Source organism: Cellulosimicrobium sp. GQ32, from assembly GCF_059758455.1.
Genome location: NZ_JCAXEP010000011.1, coordinates 91437 through 111130, shown reverse-complemented (window position 1 = coordinate 111130; position 19694 = coordinate 91437). Strand labels below are relative to the sequence as shown.

Annotated in this window: 18 protein-coding genes and 2 tRNA genes; 10 read left to right on the top strand and 10 right to left on the bottom strand. The window is 74.0% G+C overall.

Translation table 11 applies throughout. From position 1 onward, the window contains the following. Positions 1 to 269 precede the first annotated feature (269 nt). The 4 genes from AC6CH9_RS16945 to AC6CH9_RS16930 all read left to right on the top strand — a co-directional run bounded on the left by AC6CH9_RS16945 (position 270) and on the right by AC6CH9_RS16930 (position 6289). Entirely contained in the window at positions 270 to 2831 is a 2562-nt protein-coding gene (locus AC6CH9_RS16945; RefSeq protein ID WP_498155943.1) for a leucine--tRNA ligase, read from the top strand. 107 nt (positions 2832 to 2938) lie between these two features. Next, positions 2939 to 3940, top strand: a complete 1002-nt coding sequence (locus AC6CH9_RS16940; RefSeq protein ID WP_498155942.1) for a DUF808 domain-containing protein — start codon at positions 2939 to 2941, stop codon at positions 3938 to 3940. 36 nt (positions 3941 to 3976) lie between these two features. Then, a complete protein-coding gene (locus AC6CH9_RS16935; RefSeq protein ID WP_498155941.1) occupies positions 3977 to 5284 on the top strand; it encodes a hemolysin family protein in 1308 nt (435 codons plus the stop codon). A 93-nt stretch (positions 5285 to 5377) separates the two neighbouring features. After that, positions 5378 to 6289, top strand: coding sequence for an LLM class flavin-dependent oxidoreductase (locus tag AC6CH9_RS16930; protein WP_498155940.1), 912 nt, complete (start codon positions 5378 to 5380; stop codon positions 6287 to 6289). A 179-nt stretch (positions 6290 to 6468) separates the two neighbouring features. Here AC6CH9_RS16930 and leuD read toward each other — a convergent pair whose 3' ends face one another. Together leuD and leuC are read right to left on the bottom strand one after the other, a co-directional pair. Next, positions 6469 to 7107 carry a 3-isopropylmalate dehydratase small subunit gene (gene leuD, locus AC6CH9_RS16925; protein ID WP_375807090.1) on the bottom strand — a complete coding sequence of 213 codons (639 nt, stop codon included), beginning with the start codon at positions 7105 to 7107 and terminating at the stop codon, positions 6469 to 6471. 57 nt (positions 7108 to 7164) lie between these two features. After that, positions 7165 to 8646 carry a 3-isopropylmalate dehydratase large subunit gene (gene leuC, locus AC6CH9_RS16920; RefSeq protein ID WP_047232599.1) on the bottom strand — a complete coding sequence of 494 codons (1482 nt, stop codon included), beginning with the start codon at positions 8644 to 8646 and terminating at the stop codon, positions 7165 to 7167. Positions 8647 to 8824: 178 nt separating this feature from the next. Here leuC and AC6CH9_RS16915 point away from each other — a divergent pair, with 178 nt between their 5' ends. From AC6CH9_RS16915 to AC6CH9_RS16905, 3 genes are all read left to right on the top strand, one after another. Then, a complete protein-coding gene (locus AC6CH9_RS16915; RefSeq protein ID WP_024840729.1) occupies positions 8825 to 9544 on the top strand; it encodes an IclR family transcriptional regulator in 720 nt (239 codons plus the stop codon). Positions 9545 to 9719: 175 nt separating this feature from the next. Continuing rightward, positions 9720 to 9887: a hypothetical protein gene (locus AC6CH9_RS16910; RefSeq protein WP_498155939.1), complete on the top strand. Its 168-nt coding sequence runs from the start codon at positions 9720 to 9722 to the stop codon at positions 9885 to 9887. A 2-nt stretch (positions 9888 to 9889) separates the two neighbouring features. Beyond that, positions 9890 to 10873, top strand: coding sequence for a PH domain-containing protein (locus AC6CH9_RS16905; RefSeq protein WP_498155938.1), 984 nt, complete (start codon positions 9890 to 9892; stop codon positions 10871 to 10873). Positions 10874 to 11070: 197 nt separating this feature from the next. Here the strand turns inward: AC6CH9_RS16905 and AC6CH9_RS16900 are convergent. Both AC6CH9_RS16900 and AC6CH9_RS16895 read right to left on the bottom strand, forming a co-directional pair. Beyond that, positions 11071 to 11143: transfer RNA gene (locus AC6CH9_RS16900), tRNA-Glu, on the bottom strand. Positions 11144 to 11242: 99 nt separating this feature from the next. Then, positions 11243 to 11314: transfer RNA gene (locus AC6CH9_RS16895), tRNA-Gln, on the bottom strand. Positions 11315 to 11515: 201 nt separating this feature from the next. Here AC6CH9_RS16895 and AC6CH9_RS16890 point away from each other — a divergent pair. Next, on the top strand, positions 11516 to 12295 hold the full coding sequence (locus AC6CH9_RS16890; RefSeq protein WP_498155937.1) for a class I SAM-dependent methyltransferase: 780 nt from the start codon (positions 11516 to 11518) through the stop codon (positions 12293 to 12295). Further along, positions 12292 to 12930: a hypothetical protein gene (locus tag AC6CH9_RS16885; protein WP_498155936.1), complete on the top strand. Its 639-nt coding sequence runs from the start codon at positions 12292 to 12294 to the stop codon at positions 12928 to 12930. Before AC6CH9_RS16890 ends, AC6CH9_RS16885 begins: the two co-directional genes overlap by 4 nt. Positions 12931 to 12955: 25 nt before the next feature. On the opposite strand, the gene AC6CH9_RS16880 is transcribed toward AC6CH9_RS16885, so the two are convergent. Continuing rightward, complete coding sequence (locus AC6CH9_RS16880) at positions 12956 to 13882, bottom strand: LysR family transcriptional regulator (protein ID WP_498155935.1); 927 nt, start codon at positions 13880 to 13882, stop codon at positions 12956 to 12958. Positions 13883 to 13952: 70 nt separating this feature from the next. Between AC6CH9_RS16880 and AC6CH9_RS16875 the strand changes: the two genes are divergently transcribed. Next, positions 13953 to 15134 carry a YeiH family protein gene (locus AC6CH9_RS16875; RefSeq protein WP_498155934.1) on the top strand — a complete coding sequence of 394 codons (1182 nt, stop codon included), beginning with the start codon at positions 13953 to 13955 and terminating at the stop codon, positions 15132 to 15134. A gap of 105 nt (positions 15135 to 15239) precedes the next feature. On the opposite strand, the gene AC6CH9_RS16870 is transcribed toward AC6CH9_RS16875, so the two are convergent. The 5 genes from AC6CH9_RS16870 to AC6CH9_RS16850 form a co-directional block, all read right to left on the bottom strand. Then, positions 15240 to 16034 carry an HAD family hydrolase gene (locus AC6CH9_RS16870; RefSeq protein WP_498155933.1) on the bottom strand — a complete coding sequence of 265 codons (795 nt, stop codon included), beginning with the start codon at positions 16032 to 16034 and terminating at the stop codon, positions 15240 to 15242. Then, the gene (gltX, locus tag AC6CH9_RS16865) at positions 16031 to 17533 is read right to left on the bottom strand and encodes a glutamate--tRNA ligase (RefSeq protein WP_498155932.1); all 1503 of its coding nucleotides are present in this window, start codon (positions 17531 to 17533) and stop codon (positions 16031 to 16033) included. The genes AC6CH9_RS16870 and gltX overlap by 4 nt, the downstream gene beginning before the upstream one ends. 66 nt (positions 17534 to 17599) lie before the next feature. Beyond that, complete coding sequence (locus tag AC6CH9_RS16860) at positions 17600 to 17884, bottom strand: hypothetical protein (protein ID WP_498155931.1); 285 nt, start codon at positions 17882 to 17884, stop codon at positions 17600 to 17602. A gap of 2 nt (positions 17885 to 17886) precedes the next feature. After that, positions 17887 to 18669, bottom strand: a complete 783-nt coding sequence (locus AC6CH9_RS16855; protein ID WP_498155930.1) for a fumarylacetoacetate hydrolase family protein — start codon at positions 18667 to 18669, stop codon at positions 17887 to 17889. A 17-nt stretch (positions 18670 to 18686) separates the two neighbouring features. After that, the gene (locus AC6CH9_RS16850) at positions 18687 to 19577 is read right to left on the bottom strand and encodes a class I SAM-dependent methyltransferase (protein ID WP_498155929.1); all 891 of its coding nucleotides are present in this window, start codon (positions 19575 to 19577) and stop codon (positions 18687 to 18689) included. Positions 19578 to 19694: the final 117 nt, after the last annotated feature.

Below are 19694 nucleotides of genomic sequence, written 5' to 3'. Positions count from 1 at the left end.
GGCGACCAGCCTACTGGCGCCGGATCGGCCCTGGGGTGCGTGCGCGGGCGACGTCCGCCACACCTGCGCGCCCCGCGCGGGTTGACCCCGCGCCGTCGGGCGGGTCACGATGTCCGGGATGCGACACCTGCGGCTCCTCCTTCGCCGGCCGCGCTGAGCCCGCCGGGCGGGCACGCTCAGCGCGGCGGTGCCTGCGCGTCCCGGTCGAGCTACCGGCGAGCGCACGGCGAGTGCCCGACGACGAAGCCCACCTTCTCGAGGAGCCTCCCGTGGACGCCGCACACCCACCCCACCCCGCAGTACCCCCGTCTCCCCCGTCGATCCGCGAGATCGAGGACCGCTGGCAGCGGTACTGGGCCGAGCACGGCACGTTCCGCGCGCGCGACGACGGCGCGCGCCCCCGCCGCTACCTGCTGACGATGTTCCCGTACCCGTCGGGCGACCTGCACATGGGTCACGCCGAGGTGTTCGCCCTCGAGGACGTCGTCGCGCGGTACTGGCGCTTGCGCGGGTACGACGTGCTCGACCCGATCGGCTGGGACTCGTTCGGGCTGCCCGCCGAGAACGCGGCGATCCGCCGCGGCGAGAACCCCGCCGTCTTCACCGAGACCAACATCGCGACGCAGGCCGCGACGGCGCACCGGTACGGGGTGTCGTTCGACTGGTCGCGCCGCCTGGAGACCCACCGCCCGGAGTACTACCGCTGGACGCAGTGGCTGTTCCTGCGGCTGCTGGAGCGCGGCCTCGCCTACCGCGCGACGGCCCCCGTGAACTGGTGCCCCGCGGACCAGACGGTGCTCGCCAACGAGCAGGTCGTGGGCGGACGGTGCGAGCGGTGCGGGGCGGCCGTCGTGCAGCGCGAGCTCACGCAGTGGTTCGTGCGCGTCACCGCCTACGCGGACCGGCTGCTCGACGACATGGACGCGCTCGAGGGCGCGTGGCCCGCGCGCGTCCTGACGATGCAGCGGAACTGGATCGGGCGCAGCACGGGCGCGCGCGTGCGCTTCGCGGTCGTGCCCGACGACGGCCCTAGCGCCACCGCGAGCGCCGTACCCGGGGCGGGCACACACCCCGAGCATGTCGAGGTCTTCACGACGCGCCCCGACACCCTGCCCGGCGCGACGTTCGTCGCCGTCGCGCCGGACGGGCCGTTGGCGGCGGCGCTGTGCGCGCCCGAGCGAGCGGACGCGCTCGCCCGGCACCGGGAGGCCGCGCTGGCGTCCGGGGAGATCGAGCGGACGAACGCGCAGCGCCCGAGCGCCGGGACGTTCCTGGGCTCGTGGGTGCGCCACCCCGGCACGGGCGCACGACTGCCCGTCTGGGCGGCGGACCATGTGCTGCCCGGCTACGGGACGGGCGCGGTCATGGGCGTGCCCGCGCACGACGACCGCGACGCGCGATTCGCCGCCGCGCACGGCCTGCCTGCGGGGTCGGGCGAGACGTGGCCCGGAGTCGAGGACGCGATCGCCCGGCTGGAGGCCGACGGTGCGGGCGAGCACGCGACGTCGTACCGGCTGCGTGACTGGCTGGTCTCGCGCCAGCGCTACTGGGGCGCCCCGGTGCCGGTGGTGCACTGCCCGGGCTGCGGCGTCGTGCCCGTCCCCGAGGACGAGCTGCCCGTGCGGCTGCCCGACCTGGCCGGCGACGATCTCTTCCCCCGGGGCCGCTCGCCGCTCGCGTCCCCCGCTGCGGACGCGTGGCGGCGCGTGCCGTGCCCGCGCTGCAGCGCGGCCGCCGAGCGCGACCCGGACACGCTCGACACGTTCGTGGACTCGTCCTGGTACTTCCTGCGGTACTGCTCGCTGGGCGAGGGAGCACCCGTCGACGTCCCGTTCCGTCCCGAGGACGCGCGGCGGTGGATGCCCGCGGCGCAGTACGTAGGTGGCGTCGAGCACGCGATCCTGCACCTGCTGTACAGCAGGTTCGTCACGAAGTTCCTGCACGACGAGGGGTGGGTGGACGTCGTCGAGCCGTTCGCGACGCTGCTCAACCAGGGACAGGTCCTGAACGGCGGGCGGGCTATGAGCAAGTCGCTCGGCAACGGCGTCGGCCTCGGCGAGCAGCTCGACCGGCACGGCGCCGACGCGGTCCGCCTCGCGATGGTGTTCGCCGGGCCGCCGGAGGACGACGTGGACTGGGCGGACGTCGACCCCGGCGCGATGCGGCGGTTCTGCGCGCGCGTGCTGCGGCTGACTGACGCCGTCGGCCCGGTCGTGCGACCAGCCCGAGGTTCCGTCGTCGGGCCGGGCGCGCGGTCGGACGCGGCGGCGCACGACGCCGCGCTGGCCGAGGCCGCACCAGCGTCTCGCGCGCACGACCTGCGCCGCGCGACCCACGCGACCGTGCACGACGCGGAGGACCTGCTCGACCGGAGCCGGTTCAACGTGGTGGTCGCGCGTGTCATGGAGCTCGTCACCGCCGCGCGCCGCGCGAACGAGGTCGGCCCGGCACCGGACGAGGACCCCGGTGCACACGCCGCCGCCGTGCGCGAGGCCGTCGAGGCGGTCGCGGTGCTGCTGAGCCTGTTCGCGCCGCACACGGCCGAGGAGGCCTGGTTCCGGCTCGGTCGCGAACCGTCGGTGGCCGAGGCGACCTGGCCCGTCGTCGACCCGGGGCTGCTCGCCGCGGACGAGGTCGAGGCGGCCGTCCAGGTCGACGGGAAGGTCCGCGGCCGGGTCCGCGTGCGCGCGGACGTTGACGAGCGCGCGCTGCACGACCTCGCGCTCGCGACGCCCGGTGTCGCGCGGGCGACTGCCGGGCGGGAGGTCGTGCGCGTCGTCGTGCGCGCGCCGCACGTGGTGAACGTCGTGACCCGCCCTCCGGCGTCCTGACCCACCGACGCGAGCGGGGGGTGAAGTCGCTACGATGCTGCCGCCGCGTCCACTCGAACAGCGGGCCCGTGCGCGGCGACGCGGGCCGGCGCACGGAGCACCTCCCCATGGCCTTCGGACTCGCTGCCCTCCTGGACGACATCGCGGCGTTCGCCAAGCTCGCCGCGGCGTCGATCGACGACGTCGGCGCGGCCGCCGGGCGCGCGAGCGCCAAGGCGACGGGCGTCGTCATCGACGACACCGCCGTCACGCCTCGCTACGTCGAGGGCCTGGCCGCCAAGCGCGAGCTGCCCGTCGTCAAGCGGATCGCGACCGGGTCGCTGCGCAACAAGCTGCTGTTCATCCTCCCGGCGATCCTGCTGCTGAGCCAGTTCCTCCCCGACCTGCTCACGCCGCTGCTCATGCTCGGCGGGACGTACCTCGCGTTCGAGGGCGCCGAGAAGGTGTGGGAGCTCGTCTCGGGTTCCCACCACGCCGAGGTGGAGACGAAGGCCGAGAAGAAGGCCGTCGACGAGGACTCGGTGGTCTCGAGCGCGGTGCGGACCGACTTCATCCTCAGCGCCGAGATCATGGTCATCGCGCTCAACGAGGTCGCCTCCGAGGGCTTCTGGTCGCGCCTGGTCATCCTCGCGATCGTCGCCGTGCTCATCACGGTGCTCGTGTACGGGGTCGTGGCGCTCATCGTGAAGATGGACGACATCGGCCTGCACCTCGCGAAGCGCGAGACGCCGTGGGTCCAGTTGTTCGGGCGCGGGCTCGTCGGCGCGATGCCCAAGGTCATGTCCGTCATCTCGTTCGTCGGGATCGTCGCGATGCTGTGGGTCGGTGGACACATCCTGCTCCAGGGCGCCTACGACCTCGGCTGGCACGGCCCGTACGACGTCGTGCACCACCTCGAGCACGCGGTCACCGGCGTCGCGGGCGTGGGCGGGTTCCTCGGCTGGCTGGTCAACACGGCGTGCTCGGCCGTCGTCGGCATCCTCGTGGGTGGCGTCGTGGTCCTCGTGGCGCACTTCGTCCCCCGCCGCAAGCACGCCGAGCCGGCCACCACCGAGGCGACGACCGACCCCGAGGCCACGGGCACCGACCCGGAGCCCACCGACCGCTGATCCCACCGCGGGCCGGGCGGCCTGCTTGGATGAGGCATGGACTCCGGCACCTGGGCCAACATCGGCCTCGTCCTGCTCTTCATCCTCGTCGGCGGCGTGTTCGCCGGCACCGAGATCGCGCTCGTGTCCCTGCGCGAGAGCCAGGTCTCGCGCCTCGAGAAGCAGTCGGCGCGCGGCGCGCGGGTCGCGGCAGTCGCGCGCGACCCCAACCGGTTCCTCGCCGCCGTGCAGATCGGGGTCACCGTCGCGGGTTTCTTCTCCGCGGCGTACGGCGCCTCGACGCTCGCCCCCGACCTCGCGCCCGCGCTCGAGGGCCTCGGGCTGTCGGCCGCGCTCGCCGACACGGTCGCGCTCGTCGGGCTGACGCTCGTCATCGCGTACCTCTCGCTCGTGCTCGGCGAGCTCGTGCCCAAGCGCATCGCGCTCCAGCGTTCGGCCGGGGTCGCGCTCGTCGTCGCGCCGCCGCTCGACCGGTTCGCGACGCTCATGCGGCCGGTCATCTGGCTGCTCTCGCGCTCGACGGACGGCGTCGTGCGGCTGCTCGGCGGCGACCCGTCCGCGCGCAGCGAGGAGATGAGCGAGGAGGAGCTGCGCGAGATCGTGCTCGCGCACGAGTCGCTGCCCGAGGACGAGCGCCGCATCCTCGACGACGTGTTCCAGGCGGGCGACCGGTCGCTCGCCGAGGCCATGACCCCGCGCGGCGAGGTCGCGTTCCTCAGGGCCGACACGACGCTCTCCGAGGCCGCCGCGACCGTCGCGGCGGGTCCGTACTCGCGCTACCCCGTGACCGGCGACGACTTCGACGACGTCGTGGGGTTCCTCCACGTGCGCGACCTCCTCGGGCGCGACTGCCCGGACCACCCGGCGACCGACCCGACGACCGGGCGCGCCCTGGCGGTGCGCGACGTCGTCCGCCCGATCCTCGCCCTGCCCGCGACGAACACCGTGCTCCCCGCGATGTCGCAGATGCGGCGCGAGGGCGTGCACATCGCCGTGGTCGTCGACGAGTACGGCGGCACGGACGGGATCGTCACGCTCGAGGACCTCGTCGAGGAGCTCGTGGGCGACATCCGCGACGAGTACGACCCCGACGAGCCGTCACCGGCGCGCGAGCACGGCACCGCGACGAGCGTCGACGCCGGCCAGACGATCGAGGAGTTCGCCCGACACACCGGCGTCGAGCTGCCCGACGGCCCCTACGAGACCGTCGCCGGCTTCGTCCTGGCGCAGCTCGGGCGCCTCGCCGTCGTGGGCGACCACGTCGACGCGGACGGCTACCGGCTCACGGTGACCGACGTCGCGCGGCGGCGCATCGTGCGCGTGGACGTCGTCCCGCTCCCCTGACCGGTCAGCGCAGGGAACGGTCGCGTCCCGGCACCTCGGACGCGGCTGTCTCCCGCACCCAGCGGTGTGGGTGGGGTCGCGTAGCGTCGGCGGATGAGCGCAGCGACGTCGGAGACAGGGTCGGGGATCAAGGTCGGGGTGGTCGGGAGCTTCGGCTCCGCGGCACAGGTGCTGGAGATGGCGGTCGGGACGGAGGCCGCGGGCTGGGACGGGTTCTTCTCGTGGGACGGGCTGAGCCTGCTGTCCATGCCGGTCGACACGTTCGACCCGTGGGCGGTGCTCGCCGCGGCGGCGGTCCGGACCGAGCGGATCACGCTGGGCGCGATGGTCTTCGCGCTCCCCCGCCGCAAGCCGTGGGAGGTCGTGCGCCAGGCGCTGACCGTCGACCACCTGTCGGGCGGTCGCCTCGTGCTGCCGGTCGGCGTCGGCGTGCTCGACGACGGCGGGTTCTCCGCCGTGCCGGGTCAGCCGCAGTCGCTGCGCGAGCGCGCCGAGCTGCTCGACGACGCGCTCGCCTACCTCGATCGCGCGTGGACCGGCGAGCGGTTCACGTTCGAGGGGAAGCACGTGCGGACCGGGGAGATGCAGTTCCTGCCGCGCCCGGTCGAGCGCGCGGTCGTCGGCCACCACGTGCCGGAGTGGCCCGTCGGCGTGTGGGACGCCGAGCGCCCGCCGGTGCGCTCGCTCGACCGCACCCTGCGCGCCGACGGGATCGTGCTCCAGCTCCGCGGCGACCGCGGCTTCGACGTGCCCACGCCCGACGACGTCTCCGCCCTCGTCGCGTGGCTCACCACGCGTCGCGCCGAGCTGGGCCTCGACGCGGCCCGGCCGTTCGACGTCGTCGTCCAGGGCGAGCTCCCGGCGGACCGCTCCGCGGCGGCCGACCAGCTCGCCGGCCTCGCCGACGCCGGAGCGACCTGGTGGGTCGAGTCCCGCTGGAACCCCGAGTCCGCAACCCCGGACTCGCTCCTGGCCGCGATCCACGCGGGCCCGCCGCGACACTGACGCCCTGATCCAGGAAGGGACCCGGACGACGTGTCGGCGACACGATCACCGGCGGGCTCTGGGGTGGTGACGACGGGTCGTGGCGGGCCTGGCGGGAGCAGGGCGAGGGACGAGCCCTGCGGATGGTAGACCCGTCGTCACCACCCCAGAGCCCGCCCCGGCCCCGCGACGCAGAATCGTCAGCCGACCGGCCGCGCCGCCTCGATCTCGACCTTGGGCAGCGTCTTCGCCGGCAACGTCTTGGGGCGCCACGACGCGCGCGTCGCCTCGAACGCGGAGATCTCGTCCTCGTGCTGGAGGGTCAGGCCGATGTCGTCAAGGCCCTCCATGAGGCGCCAGCGCGTGTAGTCGTCGATCTGGAACGGCACCGTGACGTCCTGCGCGGACGCGGTGCGGGCGACCAGGTCCACGGTCACCTCGGTGCCCGGGTTGGTCTCGAGGATCTTCCAGAGGAGCTCGATGTCCTCCTGTGCGACGATCCCGGCGACGAGGCCCTGCTTGCCGGAGTTGCCGCGGAAGATGTCGGCGAAGCGCGACGCCAGGACGACGCGGAAGCCGTAGTCCTTGAGCGCCCACACGGCGTGCTCGCGCGACGAGCCGGTGCCGAAGTCGGGCCCGGCAACGAGGACGGAGCCCGCGCGGTAGGCGTCCTGGTTGAGGACGAACGTGGGGTCACCGCGCCAGGCGGCGAACAGCGCGTCCTCGAACCCCGTGCGCGTGACGCGCTTGAGGTAGACGGCGGGGATGATCTGGTCGGTGTCGACGTTGCTGCGGCGCAGCGGGACGCCGACGCCGGTGTGGGTCGTGAACTTCTCCATGGCAGGAACCTCTTCGAGTCTTCGGGGCGACGAGTGGGGCAGCGCGGCGCGGGTGGCTCAGACCTGCACGAGGACGCGCGGGTCGAGCGGCGCGAGCGGCGTGCCGTCGAAGGACGTGATGTCGGTGCCCTCGGGCAGGTCGAGGTCGCTCAGCGAGGAGAGCGTCCCGCGCAGCGCGGTGGCGGCGGCGACGAGCGGCGACACGAGGTGCGTGCGCCCGCCCTTACCCTGGCGGCCCTCGAAGTTGCGGTTCGACGTCGACGCGGCGCGCTCCCCCGGCTGGAGCTGGTCGGGGTTCATGCCGAGGCACATCGAGCAGCCCGCGTTGCGCCACTCGGCGCCGAAGTCGAGGAAGATCTTGTCGAGGCCCTCGGCCTCGGCCTGGAGGCGCACGCGCGCGGAGGCGGGGACGACGAGGACACGCACGCCGTCCGCCTTCTGCTTGCCCTGCACGACCTTGGCGACCGAGCGCAGGTCCTCGATGCGACCGTTGGTGCACGACCCGATGAACACGGTGTCCACGGACACCTCGCGCAGCGGCTGGCCGGGCGTGAGGCCCATGTACTCGATCGCGCGCTCGGCGGCGACGCGCTCGTTCTCGTCCGCGATCTCCTCGGGGACGGGCACGGTCGCGGAGATCGGCAGGCCCTGGCCCGGGTTGGTGCCCCAGGTGACGAAGGGCTCGAGGTCGGACGCGCGGAGCGTGACCTCGGTGTCGAAGACGGCGTCGTCGTCGGAGCGCAGCGTGCGCCAGTACTCGACGGCCGCATCCCAGTCGGCACCCTCGGGCGCGTGCGGGCGGCCCTTGAGGTACTCGAACGTCGTGTCGTCCGGGGCGATCATGCCGGCGCGCGCGCCCGCCTCGATCGACATGTTGCAGATCGTCATCCGCGCCTCCATCGAGAGCTTGCGGATGGCCTCGCCGCGGTACTCCAGGACGTAGCCCTGGCCACCGCCGGTGCCGATCTTGGCGATGATCGCGAGGATGATGTCCTTGCTCGTCGCGCCCGGGGGCAGCTCGCCGTCGACGTTGATCGCCATGGTCTTGAACGGCGCGAGCGGCAGTGTCTGCGTGGCGAGGACGTGCTCGACCTCGGACGTGCCGATGCCGAACGCGAGCGCGCCGAACGCGCCGTGCGTCGAGGTGTGCGAGTCGCCGCAGACGACCGTCAGGCCCGGCATGGTGAGGCCGAGCTGCGGCCCCACCTGGTGCACGATGCCCTGGTCGGCGTCGCCGAGCGAGTGGATGCGGACGCCGAACTCACGCGCGTTGTTGCGCAGCGTGTCGATCTGCGTGCGGCTCGTGAGGTCCGCGATCGGCAGGTCGATGTCCAGCGTCGGGGTGTTGTGGTCCTCGGTCGCGATCGTGAGGTCGGGACGGCGCACCGGGCGGCCCGCGAGGCGCAGACCCTCGAACGCCTGAGGGCTGGTGACCTCGTGCACGAGGTGGAGGTCGATGTAGAGAAGGTCGGGCGACCCGTCGGTGCCTCGTCGCACCAGGTGCGCGTCCCAGACCTTCTCCGCCAGCGTGCCGGCCATGTAGCTCATCTCCTCGTCGTCTGTCACGGTGCTCCTGGGGGTTTGGAGAACCGCCTGGGTCGATGGTCCGCCGTCCGGCAGCCTGCCGGGGAGAACGTCCAGCGGGTGGAACGTCCGTGCCGGACCTGCATCTCAGTTCTGGCTTGCATCTCAGAGCATGAGACGTCAATATCGACCTATGGACAATACTAGCGGAGTCGGAGTGTTGGACAAGGCGGCCTCCGTCCTGGGCGCCCTGGAGTCCGGACCGGCCACCCTCGCCCAGCTCGTCACGGCCACCGGCCTGGCCCGCCCGACGGCGCACCGCCTCGCGGTCGCGCTCGAGCACCACCGCATGGTCGCGCGAGACATGCAGGGCCGTTTCGTCCTCGGCCCGCGGCTCAACGAGCTCGCCACGGCCGCCGGTGAGGACCGCCTGCTCGCCGCCGCGAACCCCGTGCTCACCGCGCTGCGCGACCACACGGGCGAGAGCGCCCAGCTCTACCGCCGCCAGGGCGACCACCGCATCTGCGTCGCGGCCGCCGAGCGCCCGGTGGGCCTGCGCGACTCGATCCCCGTCGGCGCCACGCTCACGATGAACGCGGGCTCCGCGGCGCAGATCCTGCTCGCGTGGGAGGAGCCCGACCGCCTCCACCGCGGCCTGCGCGAGGCCGTCTTCACGGCCACGATCCTCTCGGGCGTCCGACGCCGCGGCTGGGCCCAGTCCGTCTCCGAGCGCGAGCTCGGCGTCGCCTCGGTGTCCGCGCCGGTCCGCGGACCGTCCGGCCGCGTCGTCGCAGCGGTCTCCATCTCCGGCCCGGTCGAGCGTCTGAGCCGTCAGCCCGGCCGCCTGCACTCCGGCTCGGTCGTCGCCGCCGCGAACCGTCTCACCGAGGTGCTGCGCCGCGCCGGCGAGTAGCAGGGGCGTCGGCGCGCCGGGTCGACGTCGGTCGGCGCGCCGTGGGCCGCAAACGGGACGTGCCCTGTCAAAATGTCACCGGCTGCTGCCATGCTGTGCGTGCCCCGGCGCCGGACGGCTCGGTAGCGGCAGGGGGCGAGCCTGACCGTCCGATCCCGAGACACGAGGAGTCCCGATGCATCCGAAGGTGAAGTTGACCCTGATCTGGGTGCTCGTGATCTTCGCCGTCTACGCGGTCATCAGGAGCCCCGACCGCGCCGCCGACATCGTCGAAGGCATCTGGGACGTCATCGTCGGCGCTTTCAGCTCCATCGGCCAGTTCTTCAACTCGCTCCTGGACTGACCGTGGCCCGCGGCCGTCCCCGCAGCAAGATCCTCGACCGCTACGTGCTGAGCGGCGAGCGGGTCGTGGTGGCCACGCGCCACCACTGGGGGATGCTGCTCGAGCCCGTCGCCACGACCGTCGCGGGGGCGGTCGTCGTCGCCTGGCTCGTGGTGCAGGCCGGGCCCGCCGTCGGAGACGGTGTGCTCTTCCTCTGGTGGCTGTGGCTGATCCTCGCCGGGCGCCTGGTGTGGAAGGTCTTCGAGTGGCGCAACGAGTGGTTCGTCGCCACCGACAAGCGCTTGCTGCTGCTGTACGGGCTCATCACGCACAAGGTCGCGATGATGCCGCTGACCAAGGTCACGGACATGAACTACGGGCGCTCGCCGGTCGGACGCGTGCTCGGCTACGGCCAGTTCCTCCTGGAGTCCGCCGGACAGGACCAGGCGCTGCGCCAGATCGACTGGGTCTCCCACCCCGACGCGACGTACCGGCTCCTGTGCGACACGCTCTTCACGCCGGGAAGCCGCCCCGGCGCGGCGCCGTCGAGCGGCTCCGGGCAGGTCCAGGGCGGCGCTCCGGGCGCTGCTCCCGCGTCGATCCCGCCGCCCGGCCCACGCCCTGCCCAGCCGGCCGAGCCGGCGCCCGTGGAGCCCGCGCCCGCGTGGGACGGCCGCAGCCCGGCCGAGACCCTGCCGCCCGTCCCCGCGCCGCCACCCGCCGACCAGCGCCTCGTCGTCGTCCCCGGGCGTGCGGCCGGCGAGTCGAGCGGGCCGACGCAGCCCATCCCGGTCGCAGGGCGGTCGGAGGCGGCGCAGGGCGCCGCCGGAGACAGGGGTGGGTGGCTCGGCGGCGAGCATCCTGCGGAGCCTCACGACGACGAGCCCGGCTGGGCGGTCTCCGGGGAGCACCGGGCGACCTACGTGCCGGTCATCCACCCGCGCCCCACGCCGACGCCGATCCCGAAGCCCTACGAGCCCGGTCCGGGTCGCGACGGCGCGCCCTGACGGCACCTCGACGGGCTCACGAGCGGGCCGACGGTTCCGTCGCGCCCAGCACGGCGATCACAGCTCCCCACCGTGGGCCCCGACCTTCGTCACACCGGCGCGCACCCGCACCACGACCCGTCGCGTCGCGCGCCGCTGAAGCCCCTGCGCACATGACAAAGGCCCGGTCACCGTGATGGTGACCGGGCCTTTCTCTGTACCCCCAACGGGATTTGAACCCGTGTTACCGCCGTGAGAGGGCGACGTCCTAGGCCGCTAGACGATGGGGGCCTGTGGATCTTCGAACCGCTTCCGGTCCGTTTCTCCGTCGAGAACTCTACCTCATGTTTCGAGCGGGTTTGACCACTCGATCTGAGCCGGAGCTCTTCGCTGGGGTACCAGGACTCGAACCTAGACTAAGTGAACCAGAATCACTCGTGCTGCCAATTACACCATACCCCAAGGGGGTAACCAGCCATCGTCGGAGAGCCTTCGCGACGAGTCGAGACTCGTCCCCTGGCTCCCTCCCGTGGAGGTCCCACCGGCCGAGAACATTACCGGACAGGACGACGCGGACCAAATGCTGCCCGAACTGCCGGGTCGGGTGCGCGAAGGGGGGCCTCCGGGTCGACGCACCCCGCCGCCGTCTGGCACCGTCGAGGCATGAGCTCAGGAGACTCTCCCGACCCCGGGTCGCGCGCCGACCGCGCCGCGTCGTTCGAGCAGGGCGCCGCCCAGTACGCGTCCACGCGGCCCTCCTACCCGGACGAGGCGGTCGACTGGCTCCTGCCCGACGGCGCACGCCGCGTCCTCGACCTCGCCGCAGGCACAGGGAAGCTCACCGAGCGGCTCGTCGCCCGCGGGCTGGACGTCGTCGCCGTCGAGCCCTCGGACGCGATGCGCGCGCGCCTCGCGGAGTCGGTCCCGGGCGCGCAGGCGCTGCCCGGCTCGGCCGAGGCGATCCCGCTCCCCGACGCGAGCGTCGACGCCGTGCTCGTCGCCCAGGCGTGGCACTGGTTCTCGCCCGCCGCCCAGCCGGAGATCGCGCGCGTGCTGCGCCCCGGCGGGCGGCTCGGCATCGTGTGGAACGTGCGGGACAACGCGGTCGACTGGGTCGGCCGGTTCACCGAGGTCATCCACCGGGGCGACACCCTCGAGCACAGCTACCGCGAGCCCGTGCTCGCCGAGCAGCTCTTCACCCCGCCCGAGCACCGCACGGTCCCCTGGGCCGACCGCGTGCCGACCTCGTCGCTCCGCCCGCTCGCCGCGTCGCGCAGCTACCTCCTGACGCTTCCCGACGCACGCCGTGAGGAGCTGCTCCGCGAGATCGACGACCTCGTCGCGACGCACCCGGCGCTCGCGGGGCGTACCGACGTGGACCTGCCGTACCTCGCCGAGTGCTGGCGGGCCGACGTGCTCACGACGGCGTCGGACGGCGCGTGAGCGCCCGCACCGACCCCTCCCCCGACGTCGTCGCCGGCGACGACGTCCGGACGGCGACACGCTGGCTCGCGGGCCACCTTGCGCAGCACCCGGTCACCGCGTTCGACGCGCAGGCCGGGCCGGTGCGGTGGTCGTGCTGGACGACGGCGGAGCACGTCGTGGACGACCTGCTCGCCTACGCCCTCCAGCTCGCCGCGCTCCCCCGCCTGGCGTACGTCCCGCTCGTCGGGCCGCGCGGGGAGGACGAGATCGCGCACGTCGACCGCGCGGCGGGGACCGCGGGCCTGTGCGAGGCGCTGCTGGGCGGTGGCGAGCTGCTCGCGACCCTCGCCGAGACCCGGCCGGTGGCCGCACGCGCCTACCACCCCTACGGGACCTCCGACGCCGCCGGCTTCGCGGCGATGGGCGTCGTCGAGGTCCTCGTGCACGGCCACGACGTCCTGCTCGGGCTCGCGGGCGCGCACGTGCCGTTCCCGGATGGCCTCGCGCCGCGGGTCCTCGCACGGCTCTTCCCGGACGTCGAGCCCGGACCGGACGACGACCCGGACCTCCTGCTCCTCTGGGCGACCGGGCGCGGCGAGCTGCCCGGCCGAGAGCGGCGCACGCGCTGGCGCTGGGACGCGTCGGTGCGCTGAGGCGCCGCAGCGGGGGGGGAGCCGGTCAGCCCGACGAGGCGGCCGCCGCGGCCGCGATACGGCGTGCGGACGAGGAGAGCGCGGTGCCGTCCTTCCACACCATGCGCAGGCGTCGGTCGAGCTCGAGCCCCGGGACGGCGACGCGGACCAGTGAGCCGCGCGCGACGTCGTCGGCGACGGCGAGGCTCGACAGGACCGCGACGGCACCGCCGTGCTGCACGGCGGTCTTGAGCGCCGCCGTGGAGCCGAGGTAGGGCAGGTGGTCGGGCAGCCGCTCGCCGACCGCCGCGAGGCCGCGCTCGAGCGTCTCGCGCGTCCCTGAGCCGCGCTCGCGCACGACCAGCCCGCCCGCGAGCAGCTCGTCCAACCGCAGCGCGCTCCGCCGTGCCCACCGGTGCGTCGGCCCGACGACCACGACGAGCCGGTCGTGGGCGACGGTGCGGCTGCGCAGCCCACGGCGCAGCGTCGCGCTCTCGACGAAGCCCAGCTCCACCGCGGCGTCGAGGACGAGGTCGGTCACCTCGCGCGAGTTGCGGACGACGAGCTCGACGTCCGGCGCTCCCCCACCGGGGCCGGACCCCTCGAGCGCCAGGCGCGCGAGCCAGCGCGGCGCGAGGTACTCGGCGACCGTGAGGCTCGCCGCGACGCGCACCCGGGCGGCGGGGGCGTCACGGAGCGCGGCGACCGACGTCTCGAAGCGGTCCGACGCCTCGATCACCTCGCGCGCCCACGCGGCCGTGGCGCGGCCGGTCTCGGTGAGGCGGGAGCCGCGCGTCGTGCGCTCGAGGAGCTCCAGCCCCAGGCGCCGCTCCAGCGCCCGCAAGCCCGCCGACGCCGTTGGCTGCGCGACCCCGAGCGCCCGGGCCGCGGCGCTGATCGAGCCGTGCGAGTCGGTCGCCACGAGCAGCTCGAGCGCGGAGAGCGACGTCCGGTCGCGAGAGGTCTGGGCCATAGGTCCACTCTATGGGTGGCAACGCAGATCGGTCTTCCGCGGCGTCGCCGCGCGCAGCAGGCTCGTGAGCATGGCCCGTCCCGCACCCCGCACGACCCGCACCGCACCGCCCGTCGCGACGGCGACCACGTCCCGCCGCGCCGCGGGCTCCCGCGCGCTGCTGCCCGGCCTCGGGCTGGTCGCCGCGGCGACGGTCGTGGTGCTGCTCGGAGCGCGGCTCGTCCCGACGGCGTCCCCGCTCGTCGTCGCCCTCGTGCTCGGCGCGCTCGTCGCGCCGGTGCTGGGCCGGGTGGGCAGGACCCGGCGCGGGACGGTCGCGGTCGCCGCGACCAGACCTGGGGTCGCGTGGACGTCCCGCGTCGTCCTGCGCACGGGCGTCGTGCTGCTCGGGTTCCAGCTCTCGGTCCCCGAGGTCCTCGCGCTCGGCTGGCGCGGGCTCGTCGTCGTCGCGACGACCCTCCTCGTCACCTTCACCGGCACGCTCACGCTCGGTCGCGTGCTCCGGGTGCCGCGCGTCACGACGCTGCTCGTCGCGACCGGGTTCTCGGTGTGCGGGGCCGCGGCGATCTCGGCCATGCAGGGCGTCGTCGCCGGCCCCGGGCGCACCCCCGGGCAGGTCCGCGAGGACGACGACGGCGTCGCCGCGTCCCTCGCGCTCGTCACCGTGTTCGGCACGCTCGCGATCGGCGTGCTGCCGTGGCTCGCCTCGCTGGTCGGGCTCACCGACGACCAGGCCGGGCTCTGGATCGGCGCGAGCGTGCAGGAGGTCGCGCAGGTCGTCACGGCCGCCGGGACGATCTCCGACCCCGCCCTGGCGACCGCCACCGTCGCCAAGCTCGCGCGCGTCGCCCTCCTCGCCCCGCTCGTCGCCGTGGCAGGGGTCGTCGTCGCGCGCGGCGCGCGGCGCGCCGCTCTCCCCCGGGTCGGCTCGGCTGGTTCGGACCTCGGTGCCGGCACGGTCACGCACCCGACCGCGGACACCGCGGCGCCACGGGTCGCGCCGGTGCCGTGGTTCGTCGTCGGGTTCGTGGCGGCGGTGGCGCTGCGCAGCCTGGGCGTCGTGCCGGCCCCGCTGCTCGCCGCGCTCGCGACCGCGACGACGCTCGCGTTCGTGGCCGCGATGTTCGCGCTCGGGCTGGGCGTGGACGTGCCCTACCTGCTGCGCACGGGGCGGCGCGCGCTCGTCCTCGGCGGGCTGTCGGCGCTCCTCGTCACGACGACAGCCCTCGTCGGCGTCCTGCTCCTCACCTGACCCGTCCCCCGCCGAGGTAGAGGCCCGGTAGGCCGAGGTAGAGGCCAGGTAGGTCGAGGTAGAGGCCTGGTCATGACCACACCTCTACCTCGGCGGACCGGGGCTCTACCTCGGCGTGGGGGATTCGGCCGGGGCCGCGACTGCGAGGGTCGCGGGCAGGTCGGCCAGGGCGTGGACCACGTAGACACCCGACGCTCGGGCCGATTCCGGGTCCTCGGGGTGCGGGCCGCCGCGCCGCGTGCCGGGGCGGTCGAGCCAGACCCCGACCAGGCCGGCCGCGCGCGCGGCGCGCGCGTCGACGTCGAGCTCGTCACCGACGTACGCCGTGCGGGCCGGGTCCGTACCGAGCCGCGCGCACGCCTCGGCGAACACGCGCGGGTCCGGCTTGCCGAAGCCGAGCGTGTCCACGCCGACGAGCAGCGGGACGTCGGGCAGGCCCGCCGCGGCGAGCTTGCGGGTCTGGAGCTCGACGCGCGCGTTCGTCAGGGACCCCACACGGACCCCTGCGGCGACGAGCGCGTCCACGACCGGACGCGCGTCCTCGAACCCTGTCCACGACGCCTCGAACGTGCCCCAGAAGAGCTCCTTCCAGTCCACGTACGTGGCGTCGTCGAGCAGCTCGCCGCCGAACGTCGCCTGGAGCTCGTTGGCTCGCGCCATGCGCTGCGCGTCGAAGTCGACCTCGCCGCGCGTGTACGCGCGGTAGTGCCCGTTGGGGTCGGCGCGCCACAACGCGAGGACCTCGTCGTACCGGTCCTCGGGCAGGTGCGGCAGCCACACGCGCGACGCGGCGGTGATCGCTGCGGCGAACGCGGCGCGCGTGTCGACGAGCGTGTCGTCGACGTCGAACAGGACGCCCTCGAGCGGCGCGGGCGCCGCCGGGGCACCGGGGTCGGTCACAGCGCGTCCCGCAGGCGCACGAGGCGCGCCAGGGTCGAACCCTTGCCGAGCAGCTCCATGGACTCGAACAGCGGCGGCGAGACGCGGCGGCCCGTGAGCGCGACGCGCAGCGGCGTGAACGCGAAGCGCGGCTTGACGCCCATGCCCTCGACGATCGCGTCGCGCAGCCGCTCCTCGATCGCCGCGGTGACGAACTCGCCGTCCTGCAGCACGTCGAGCGCGGCGATCGCCGCGGCGAGGATGTCCTTCGCGTCGTCGCGCAGCGCCCCGCGCGCGTCGTCCTCGACCGTGAGCGCGTCGTCGGCCGTGAAGAGGAAGCCGAGCATCCCGACCGACTCGCCGAGCAGCACCATGCGCTCCTGCACGAGCGGCGCGGCCGCCGTGAGGATCTCCTGGTTGCGCGGCGACAGGTCCGCGAACGAGTCCGCGGGGACCAGGCCGCCCGCGTGCAGGTACGGGACGAGGCGGTCGCGGAAGTCCTCGGGGGCGAGCAGACGCACGTGCGTCGCGTTGATCGCCTCGGCCTTCTTGAGGTCGAAGCGCGCCGGGTTGGGCAGCACGTCGTGGACGTCGAACGCCTCGACCAGCTCCGTGACGGTGAAGATGTCGTGGTCCGGCGAGATGGACCAGCCGAGCAGCGCGAGGTAGTTGAGCAGGCCCTCGGGCGTGAAGCCGCGCTCGCGGTGCAGGAACAGGTTGGACTCGGGGTCGCGCTTGGAGAGCTTCTTGTTGCCCTCCCCCATGACGTACGGGAGGTGGCCGAACTCCGGCATCACCTCGGCCACGCCGATCTCGAGCAGCGCCCGGTACAGCGCGATCTGGCGCGGCGTGGACGACAGCAGGTCCTCGCCGCGCAGCACGTGCGTGATGCCCATGAGCGCGTCGTCGACCGGGTTCACGAGCGTGTAGAGCGGCTGCCCGTTCGCGCGCACGAGCGCGTAGTCCGGGACCGAGCCTGCCTTGAACGTGATCTCCCCGCGCACCACGTCCGTGAACGTGATGTCCTCGTCCGGCATCCGCAGGCGCAGCACGGGCTCACGGCCCTCGGCGCGGAACGCGGCCTTCTGCTCGTCCGTGAGGGTGCGGTCGAAGTTGTCGTACCCCTTGGTCTTGACGCCTGCGGCGGCGTTGCGCGCGTCGGACTCCTCGGGGGTCGAGAACGACTCGTAGACGTACCCGCCCTCGACGAGCCGCGCGATGACGTCCTGGTAGATGTCCGCGCGCTGCGACTGTCGGTACGGCTCGTGCGGGCCGCCGACCTCGACGCCCTCGTCCCAGTCGAGGCCGAGCCAGCGCAGCGCGTCGAGGAGCTGCTCGTAGCTCTCCTCGCTGTCGCGGGCGGCGTCGGTGTCCTCGATGCGGAACACGAACGTGCCACCGGTGTGCCGCGCGTACGCCCAGTTGAACAGCGCGGTGCGGATGAGCCCGACGTGCGGCGTCCCGGTCGGGGACGGGCAGAAGCGGACGCGGACGGGCGAGGAACCAGGTGCGGGGATCACGGTGCCCAGCGTAGTTGCCCGACGCCGTCCGCCGCCCGGGCGTCCGGCGGCGCCTGCGCCGTCGTCTCAGTCCCGGGCGGCACCCGCCGACGGCGCACCGGTCGTCGCCGGACGAGGCCCGTCACGCCGTCGCGACCGTGCGAGCACGACGAGGCCGCCGATCGCGGTACCGACGAGGGCGCAGACCGGGACGCTGACGATCGCGAGGACGATCCCGTACGACAAGGCCTCCCCGGTCGGGACGCCCCCGGCGAGCACGGCGAGGACCACGAGCACGACGACGACCGCGCACGGCACGACCGCGCCCCAGCCTGCTGCTCGCGCGACGGTTCGACCCGGGGCGGGTCGCACGCTCAGGCCCGCCGGACGACCGGGTTGCTCAGGACGCCGATCCCCTCGACCTCGCACTCGACGCGGTCGCCCACGTCGACCAGGCCGACCCCGGCGGGCGTGCCGGTGAGGATGACGTCGCCCGGCAGGAGGGTCATCGCCTCGGAGACGTACGACACCAGGAAGGGGATGTCGAAGATCATGTCGCTCGTCCGGCCGTCCTGCCTGACCTCGCCGTTGACGCGGCTGCGGACGCCCACGTCCTCGGGGTCGAGGTCGGTGTCGATCCACGGGCCGAGCGGGCACGACGAGTCGAAGCCCTTGGCACGCGCCCACTGGCCGTCGGTGCGCTGGGCGTCGCGCGCGGTGACGTCGTTCGCGACGGTGTAGCCCAGCACGTACCCGGGCGCGGCCTCGGGCGACACGTCCTTGGCGAGCCGGCCGATGACGATCGCGAGCTCGGCCTCGTAGGAAACCTCCTGCGAGAAGTCGGGCAGGACGATCGGGTCGTCCGGGCCGACGACCGAGGTGTTCGGCTTGAGGAAGAGCAGCGGGCTCGTCGGGACGTCGTTGCCCATCTCCCTCGCGTGGTCCGCGTAGTTGCGACCCACGGCGACGATCTTGGAGCGCGGGATCACCGGCGCGAGGAGCCGGACGCCGTCGCCCAGCTCGATGCGCTCGCCCGTCGGCGTGACGGGCATGTAGAGCGGGTCGCCCGTGAGGACCGCGAGGTACGTGCGGTCCCCCTCCTGCTGGACGAGGGCGTAGCGGGGGTCGTCTCCGGTGGTGAATCTCGCGATGCGCACGGGCTCAGGCTATCGGCTCACGCGCGGGCGAGGACCTCGCCGTTGAGGACCGCGAACCAGCCCGCGGGCTCTTCGGCCCAGCGCAACCAGTCCTGCGCGAGCTGCTCGAGCGCGACGTCGTCCGCGAGCGCCGACTCCTTCGCCTGCACGGCGAAGTTCGAGGCGACGCAGCGCTCGGCCCAGAGCCCGCCCCACCAGGTGCGGTCGGCCGGGGTCGCGTAGCACCAGGTGCTCGCGGTGGGCACGATGCCGTCGAGGTCGAACCCGGCGTCCTGGACCCAGGAGAAGAGGCGACGACCGGCGTCGGCCTCGAACCCGTACGCGTGCGTGACCTCGTGGTAGAGCGTGTTCCACTCGGTGAGGCCCGGGGACTCCGGGTACCACGTCATGGCGGCGTAGTCGGCGTCGCGCACGGCGACGAGCCCGCCGGGCTTGGCGACGCGCTTCATCTCGCGCAGCGCGGCGATCGGGTCGGACAGGTGCTGAAGGAGCTGGTGCGCGTAGACGACGTCGAACGTGCCGTCCGCGAACGGCAGCTCGTACGCGTTCGCGTGCTGGAACGTGATGTTCGCGGTGCCGCGCTGCGCGGCGAGCTCGCGCGCGCTCTCGAGGACGGCCTCGGACGCGTCGACCCCGACGACGCGTCCTCCGCCCACGCGGTCGGCGAGGTCGACGGTGACCGTCGCGGGGCCGCAGCCCACGTCGAGGACGCTCATGCCCGCGCGCAGGTGCGGCAGGAGGAAGCCGGCCGAGTTCTCCGCGGTGCGCCACCGGTGGGAGCGCAGCACGGACTCGTGGTGCCCGTGCGTGTACGACTCGGACTCCTGCGCGGGGTCGCTGCCGGCCCCGGTAGGGGCGTCGGCGGGGTGCTCGGCGGCCGCGTCGGCGCCGTGGGGGGTGTGCGTCATACCCGCACCGTAGGCCGGACGTGCATCGTTCTCGACCCCGTTCTCACACTCTGGGCGCGCGGTCCGCGCGGGGATCGCACCGTCGTCCGCTCCGGCGTGGCGGCCGGGTGGGAGCGT